At 67.5% G+C, this 7,096-nt stretch carries 8 protein-coding genes and 1 pseudogene; 4 read left to right on the top strand and 5 right to left on the bottom strand.

Annotated features, from left to right (window positions below):
• Positions 1-73: 73 nt before the first annotated feature.
• Positions 74-736 carry a hypothetical protein gene (locus tag DRB06_RS12025; RefSeq protein WP_111820068.1) on the top strand — a complete coding sequence of 221 codons (663 nt, stop codon included), beginning with the start codon at positions 74-76 and terminating at the stop codon, positions 734-736.
• Between the two features lie 60 nt (positions 737-796).
• On the opposite strand, the gene DRB06_RS12020 is transcribed toward DRB06_RS12025, so the two are convergent.
• On the bottom strand, positions 797-1,081 hold the full coding sequence (locus DRB06_RS12020; protein ID WP_111820067.1) for a putative quinol monooxygenase: 285 nt from the start codon (positions 1,079-1,081) through the stop codon (positions 797-799).
• 111 nt (positions 1,082-1,192) lie between these two features.
• The gene (locus DRB06_RS12015; protein ID WP_111820066.1) at positions 1,193-2,398 is read right to left on the bottom strand and encodes an ROK family transcriptional regulator; all 1,206 of its coding nucleotides are present in this window, start codon (positions 2,396-2,398) and stop codon (positions 1,193-1,195) included.
• A 384-nt stretch (positions 2,399-2,782) separates the two neighbouring features.
• Between DRB06_RS12015 and DRB06_RS12010 the strand changes: the two genes are divergently transcribed.
• The 3 genes from DRB06_RS12010 (at position 2,783) to DRB06_RS12000 (ending at position 5,967) form a co-directional block, all read left to right on the top strand.
• A complete protein-coding gene (locus DRB06_RS12010; protein ID WP_108968751.1) occupies positions 2,783-3,841 on the top strand; it encodes a sugar phosphate isomerase/epimerase in 1,059 nt (352 codons plus the stop codon).
• 9 nt (positions 3,842-3,850) lie between these two features.
• Complete coding sequence (locus tag DRB06_RS12005; protein WP_111820065.1) at positions 3,851-4,243, top strand: DUF6379 domain-containing protein; 393 nt, start codon at positions 3,851-3,853, stop codon at positions 4,241-4,243.
• A 128-nt stretch (positions 4,244-4,371) separates the two neighbouring features.
• Positions 4,372-5,967 carry a DUF5597 domain-containing protein gene (locus DRB06_RS12000; protein WP_111820064.1) on the top strand — a complete coding sequence of 532 codons (1,596 nt, stop codon included), beginning with the start codon at positions 4,372-4,374 and terminating at the stop codon, positions 5,965-5,967.
• Between the two features lie 52 nt (positions 5,968-6,019).
• Here the strand turns inward: DRB06_RS12000 and DRB06_RS11995 are convergent, their stop codons facing one another.
• The 3 genes and pseudogenes from DRB06_RS11995 to DRB06_RS11985 all read right to left on the bottom strand — a co-directional run.
• Positions 6,020-6,337, bottom strand: a complete 318-nt coding sequence (locus tag DRB06_RS11995; RefSeq protein ID WP_073328915.1) for a type II toxin-antitoxin system RelE/ParE family toxin — start codon at positions 6,335-6,337, stop codon at positions 6,020-6,022.
• The gene (locus tag DRB06_RS11990; RefSeq protein ID WP_073328917.1) at positions 6,334-6,651 is read right to left on the bottom strand and encodes a type II toxin-antitoxin system Phd/YefM family antitoxin; all 318 of its coding nucleotides are present in this window, start codon (positions 6,649-6,651) and stop codon (positions 6,334-6,336) included. The genes DRB06_RS11995 and DRB06_RS11990 overlap by 4 nt, the downstream gene beginning before the upstream one ends.
• Before the next feature lie 86 nt (positions 6,652-6,737).
• Positions 6,738-7,096: pseudogene (locus DRB06_RS11985) on the bottom strand (transposase); the annotation flags it as partial.

The raw sequence follows: 7,096 nt of genomic DNA, 5'->3' as shown, positions 1-7,096 counted from the left end.
GCCGTAGCCGCCGGTTACAGCGGTCCAACGGGGCGTGGGCGGTCCAACGGGGCGTGGGCGGTCCAACGGGGCGGTGCAAGACCCGCTGGCGGAGAAGCTGGGCATCACCATGGCGGTTGAGGTGCACGCAGGCATGAGCTTCGACCACCCCCTCACCGCCGCCTGGATCGAGCAGATGCGGGATCTGGACAACCCGCACGTCGGACTCGTGGTCGACTTCGGCATCTACTGCCACCGCTACCCCGAAATCGCTACGAACTACTTCCGTGCACAAGGGCTCAACGAAGATGTGGTTGAGTACATCGCCGACATCTACGCCTCCGGATCCGACGGTCGCCGAGCCTTCCCCCGTGCCACCGGGGAGGAGAACCGGGACGCCTACGAGTTCCCCGAGGAGCTGACACACCTGTTCAAGTCGCCTGTGGATGAGGTGTACGCGACCAACGCCTCCGGTTACGAGAACACGTCCCTAGACACCTTGGACGAGTACCTGCCGTGGATCAAGTCCTTCCACGCCAAGTTCTGGGAAATGGTTCCCGACGGCGTCGGCGGCTACCAGGAGGCCTCCATAGACTACCCGGCCGTCGTCGCTCGCCTGAAGCAGCTCGACTACGACGGCTACCTGTGCAGTGAGTACGAGGGGCAGCGCTTCATCATCCCCGGGGACCCGATTCCCGACGTCGAGCAGCTGACCCGCCACCAGCAGATGCTCCAGGCACTGATCAACGGAGAATGAGGCAGCCGGAACCATCGCGCCCTCAAGCCGGAAGAGCCGCATTTCCTGGGGCGATCGAAATCAGGCCGGCTCGTATTGGACGATCGTCGGATCGCCGGTGGACAGGGCGATCAGCTGGGGAATGATCGTTGTGAAGTGCGCCGAGGCGTTGTGCGTCTCAATGGCGGCGTCGTCGGCCCATGCCTCCAGGAAGGTGAGGGTCGTGGCGTCGTCGCGGGCGCGCAGCAACTCGTAGGAGATATTGCCGGGCTCCGCGCGCGAACCCTCCACCAGTTGACGCGCCTTGGCGGTGAACTCCCCGACGGTGTCGGGCCGGACCGTGAACGTGGCGATGATGCGGATCATGGGAACTCCTTCGTGCAGGGGCAGCGGCTGCCGGCGGTGCGGCTGCGACATTACTACCGACCTCGGCACGTAACTTCAACCGACCTCGGGGAGAGAGGGGCGGGAACGGGGTCAGGCGGTGGCGGCGGTGAAGACCGAGTTGACGGCGAGCAGGGCACAGCCGCGCAGCTCGTCGTCGAGTCCGCTGTCCGCGGGCAGGATCTCCAGGTCGGTGGTGGCCAAGGACAGTGCGCGCTCGTACACGATGCGCCGGATGACGTCCAGGAACATGGGGCACCCCTGCGGCATCGGCCCGGCCAGTACCACCCGTCCGGGGTTGAAGAAGCTGACCACCATGGCCAGGGCATCGCCGACGGCGGTCGCGGAGCGCACCATCAGGGTGACGCATTCGGTATCGCCGGCGTTCACGCCGGTGACGATGTCCTCGACGGTCAGCTCGCCACGCCGATCCAGACACTCCTTCAGGTGCGGGCTCAACCCCTCCACCGCAGCTCGGTGGGCGTCACGCAGCAGCGCCCACCCGCCCGCCACGGCCTCCAGGCATCCGGTACGGCCACAGCGGCAGATCACCGAGTCAGTTCCGGAGACCTGCACGTGCCCGATGTCGCCGGCGGCGCCTGCAGCACCCAGGTGCAGGTGTCCGTTGGACATGATTCCGACGCCGATTCCGGTGCCGACTTGCAGGTAGAGGATGTTTGCCGACTCCCGCCTGCCCTGGTCGGGCAGGGTGGAGGCGTAACCCAGCAGCATGATGTTGACGTCGTTTCCCGTGGCGACCGGCACGCCCAGGGCGGGCTCGAGGGTGCCGACGACGTCGAAGTCGTCCCAGCCGGGCATGATCGGCGGGCTCGACGGGCGTCCGGTCTCCTGGTTGATCGGGCCGGGGAGTGAGACTCCGGCCGCCCAAACCGGTGGCTCGTGGCGGCGCGTCATGTCCTGCAGCTCTTCGGCGGCCCGGGTCAGGGTCGCTTCCGGGCCGCGGGTTATGGGCCAGTCCAGGGTGCGTCGCTCCACCGGCTGCCCGGCGAGGTCTGTGACGGCGAGGCGCAGCGTCGAGGTGTGCACGCCCACCGCGAGCACGAGCCCGGCCTCCTGACGGAATCTCCACGTGGCGGGCGCTCGACCCCCGGTCGAGGGCGCCGAGCCGTCCGGGGCGATGAGCCCGGCGTCGATCGCCGTGTTTATCAGCGAGGAGATCGTGTTGCGGCTCATTCCAGTCATACGCGCCAGCTGCTGCCGGGTAATCGCACGGCCCGTGCGGATGAGGTTGACGGTCAGGAGCACATCGGTGTCAATTGCGGCGATGGGACTGGACACGGCTGCCTCCCGGTGTGAATGACCGCGGCGCCGCACGGGGATGGGCGTCGACGTACCCTCAGCCTAATTCAGGCATTGGTGTAACAGTGCTCGGCTCGGTTGTGATCATGGAGCGCCGCGGTGGGGTGATTCGCGTTCGTCGTCCGCCGCTTCGACGGCGTGGTGGGCTTCGACGCCGTTGGCGGGGCTAATGCCGTGATCGTGCAGAAGCGGTGTCCGGGTGCCTGGCCGCCCCCAACCGCCGCGCCATAACCTCGGTGCATCCGGGGCATCCCGAGACAGCTGCGGCTATCACCCGCGGGCAATCCCGCCCGCGGCGCCTGCCGGCCGCAACGAACTCAGCACCCTCCAGGAACCCTCCAAGGACGGAGAGAGGACGGATACATGACTATCAAGAAGGGCGTCTCCCTGTACTCGCTGCAGGACGCCTATGGACGCGGCGGCCTCGGGCTTGAGGGCACCATCGCCGCCGTCGAGGAAATGGGCACACAGGGCATCGAGATCCTCTCCGACGAGATGATCCGCGGTGCCGCGCGTGCCAGCGAGGAGACCCTCGCCGAGTGGGACGCGATTATGGAGCGGCACCCGCTCGAGCGAGTCTCCAATGACATCTTCATCAATTCCTCCCTGTACAAGAACCGCTGGCTGACGCTTGAGGAGCAGGTCGAGCTGCTCAGTGCGGACCTGCGCCTGACTCACCGGCTGGGCTTCCCGCTGGTGCGCATCGTCTCCCAGACGGACCCGGCCGTGATCCGCCCGACTCTGCCGCTGGCGGAGAAGCTGGGCATCACCATGGCGGTCGAGGTGCACGCCGGTATGAGCTTCGATCACCCCATGACGGAGGCCTGGATCAAGGAGATGAAGGAGGTCGACAACCCGCACGTCGGACTCGTGGTCGACTTCGGCATCTACTGCCAGCGGCACCCGCGGGTGTCCACGAACTACTTCCGCGAGACTCTCGGGGTCAACGAGGACGTCATCAAGTACATCGACGACATCTTCGCCCGCGGCATCGACCCGCGCCAGTTCTTCCCCCGCAACCCGGACAACCCCGACGACTACGAGTTCCCGGAGGAGCTTACCCGGCACTTCCACACCTTCCAGGACCGTTTCTACGCCATGATGTCCACCGGGTATGAGAACACCTCTCTGGACACCCTGGACGAGTACCTGCCCTACATCAAGTCCTTCCACGGCAAGTTCTGGGAGGTCACCGATGAGGGCGAGGAGTACTCCATCGACTACGGCCGCATCTTCACCCGGCTCAACCAGCTGGGCTTCGACGGCTACGTGTGCAGTGAGTACGAGGGGCAGCGCTTCGTACTGCCGGGCGAGCCCATCACCGACCTCGAGCAGGTGCGCCGTCACCAGGAGCTCATGGAACGGCACTTAAGCGACGGCAAGAACGGCGGCGCCGACGCCGCCCAGAACGACGGAAAGTGAGCAGCACCCATGTTCGACGGATACATCTTTACCGAGAACTCCCTGGCCAATGTCGAGGAGGACGGCAAGAGCATCGGCTTCCAGATGCGCACCCGCATTCCCTACTACCGCGGCATTCCGCTGTCGATGGTGCACGACGTCGAGGTCGAGGTGGACGGTGAGGCCGTGCCCCGCGAGGACATCCGCTTCACCGCCGACGACGGCAAGCACTGGTTCACCCTGGGGGAGATGGAGACGGTCACCTTCTTCCGCTGGGAGTACGCCGACGAGGCCACCGTGCGCGTGCTGCACGAGGGCGGGCTCGCCCCCGGTGAGCACGAGGTACTGCTGCGGGTCTCGGCGCGCGTGGCCTATATCCCCGTGCCCTTCTCCGGCGAGATGAAGCGCACGGTCACCGTCTGAGCCGGCCCAGGCGCATCCCGACGACGGCGGCCCGGTTGGCTCCTCGCCACCGGGCCGCCGGCGTCGGACGCCAGATTCCGCAACCGCCCACAGCCCCGACCATTCCGAAAGCCGAAGGAGACTTTCCCATGAACCGTATCGACAGCCGCCACCTGGTGGTCGGGGGACGCCCCCGGCTGCTGCTGGGCGGGCAACTGCACAACTCCACCAGCTCCGACATCGAGCTCGCCCGCGTCGCCTTCGACCGGGTGGTCGAGCTCGGCGGCAACGCCGTCACCGCCACCGCCAGCTGGCACCTGGTGGAGCCCCGCGAGGGCACCTTCGACTTCACGGGCGTGGACGCGCTGATCGACCTGGCGCGCGAGCGCGGCCTGGCGCTGACCCTGCTGTGGTTCGGCGCCTTCAAGAACGCCGCCTCCACCTACGCGCCCCGCTGGGTGCGTGCCGACACCGGGCGCTTCCCGCGCGCGGAGGCCGGCGCCGACGGCGCCACCGGTGCCTTCACCCGACCCGGCACCTCCATGCTGTCGGTGTTCTCTCCGGCTCTGCTGGAGGCCGACCGGCGCGCCTTCACCGCCCTGGCCCGCCATATCGCCGAAGTGGACGCCGACGGCACCGTGGTCATGGTGCAGGTGGAGAACGAAACGGGCCTGCTGGGCGCCTCCCGCGATCATGCGGCGGACGCCGAGGCCGCCTGGTCCGCCCCGGTGCCGACGGCGCTGCTGGACTGGCTCGCCGCGCACCCCGAGGCCACCGGCACCGCCTCGCGGCTGTGGCGCGAGCAGGGCTCACCCGCCGCGGGCACCTGGCCCCAGGTGTTCGGGGACGGCCCGGGCGCCGACGAGGTCTTCATGGCCTGGGGCTTCGCCTCCTACTGCGAGGCGCTGGCCGCCGCCGCGGCCGAGCACCTGGACGTCGCCTACTACGCCAACGCCTGGCTGGGCCCCCAGCCGGGGCAGGAGCTACCGGGCCAGTACCCCAGCGGCGGGCCCGTGGCCGGCGTCGTGGACGTGTGGAAGGCGGCGGCGCCGACGCTGGCCCTGCTCGGCCCCGACATCTACGTCGACGACGTCAAGGGCGCCGTGTCCGGGTACGTGCGGGAGGACAATGCGCTGCTGGTGCCCGAGTCGCGGGTGGCCGTCGGCAACGTCTTCTGGGCCGTCGGTTCGGGGGCGGTCGGCTTCAACGTCTTCGGGGTGGACGACCTGCGCCCCGACGGACAGTTCGCCGCCGCCTACCACCTGCTCACCGGGGCGGAGGGTGTGATCGTGGCGGCGCAGCGTGAGGGCCGTATCCGGCCCGTGCTGCTGGAGGCGGAGGAGACCGCCGTCGTCGAGCTGGGCGGCCTGACCTGGACCGTGCGCGGCGCCGCCGACGTGCTGAGCAAGATCTTCCTCGATGCCGGCGTGCAGGTGCGCACGCAGGCCCGCGGCGAGCAGGAGAACCTGGAGGAGGCGCTCATGCCCGCCCCGGCGGACACGCGCGCCATGGGCGTGCTGATCGACCTGGGAGAGGATGAGGTGCTGGTGATCGGCCAGGGACTCATGCTGGAGGCGGCCGGTGCCCCGGGTGAGATCGTGGAGATCGACGACGCCGTCGAGGGCCGCTACGAGGCGGGGGAGTGGGTGAGTGGCCGCAACCTCAACGGTGACGAGCGCCTGAACCTGCTGCCGCTGGACCGCCTGGCCGCCGTGCGGGTGCGCGTGCTGCGGCGGTGGAGGTGACTGGGAGCAGACTAGTTTGGGTGATGGTGCAAAGACGGGAGCCGGTTGGGACTCACTCCAGGTGCCGGCTGATGTCCGCGCGCACATGGATAATCCGGACGACGGTTACGGTTGCAGACTCGTCATCGACCCAGTAGAAGGCGAGGTGCTGGTCGGCGCGTACATATCGATACTCGCGCGAGAGCGAACGAGATGGCGTATAGACGCGGTGACGACTCGGCATGGTGCTCAACGAGTTGATGACAGTGACGATGTGTCGCACTGTCCGCACTGCGGAATCAACGTCTCCAGATACCTCGAGTACCGATAGCCCAGCATCGGCGAGTTCTTGCTGTGCTCTGGGCAGGTAGCGGACTACGTACGATCTCATGCTTCTGTATCGACGGGGTGCGACGTGCTGGTCTGTCTGGATTCGTTGGCGTTGTCGATCGCGGCGCGTGCGTACGCGAGTACTTCCTCCGAGGTGAAACGCTCCGTGGTTGTCTCCATCTCGACTTCCGCCGCGGCCAGCGCCTCGGTGATCTCCCGGTTGAGCGCGAGCGCCTCGTAGTGCTCGATGCTCATCACCACCATGTCGCCCACCCCGTTGCGGGTAAGGAAGACAGGGCGATCGTCCTCATGGACAGTTGCTGAGATCTCCGTGAACTTGTTGCGCAGGTCGGAGATCGGGCGGATGACTGGCATGGGTATCCTCAATCCCGCATCGAAGACGTTTTATCATCACCATGATAGCAGAGCTGCGAGGTGGGGGGGTGCCCCTATGTGGTTTGTCAAGCGGCGGTGGGTAGTTGTTGGGCTGGTGGGTCGTAGAGGGAGCCGTGGCGGATCATGGCGTATAGGGTGAGGATGCGGCGGTGGGCGAGGGCGAGTATGGCCTGGCCCAAGGCGTTTGCCCTGGGCGCGTTTGCGCTCGTAGTACGCCCGGGATGCGGGGTCGGACCGCAGTGAGGCGAAGGCCGACAGGAACATGGCTGGCTTGAGGCGCTTGTTGCCCGCGTGGGAGACGCACCTCACCCCGGATGGAGGACCCGGACCGCCGGGTGACTGGTGTCAGGCCGGCGTATGAGGCCAGCTGGGCGCCGGTGGGGAAGGTTCTACCCGCGGTTTCGGCCAGGAACACAGCGGCGGC

This window comes from Actinomyces sp. Z5, assembly GCF_003287795.1.
GTDB classification, from domain to species: Bacteria; Actinomycetota; Actinomycetes; order Actinomycetales; family Actinomycetaceae; genus Actinomyces; species Actinomyces glycerinitolerans.
This window is presented reverse-complemented; position numbering and strand designations above follow the sequence as displayed.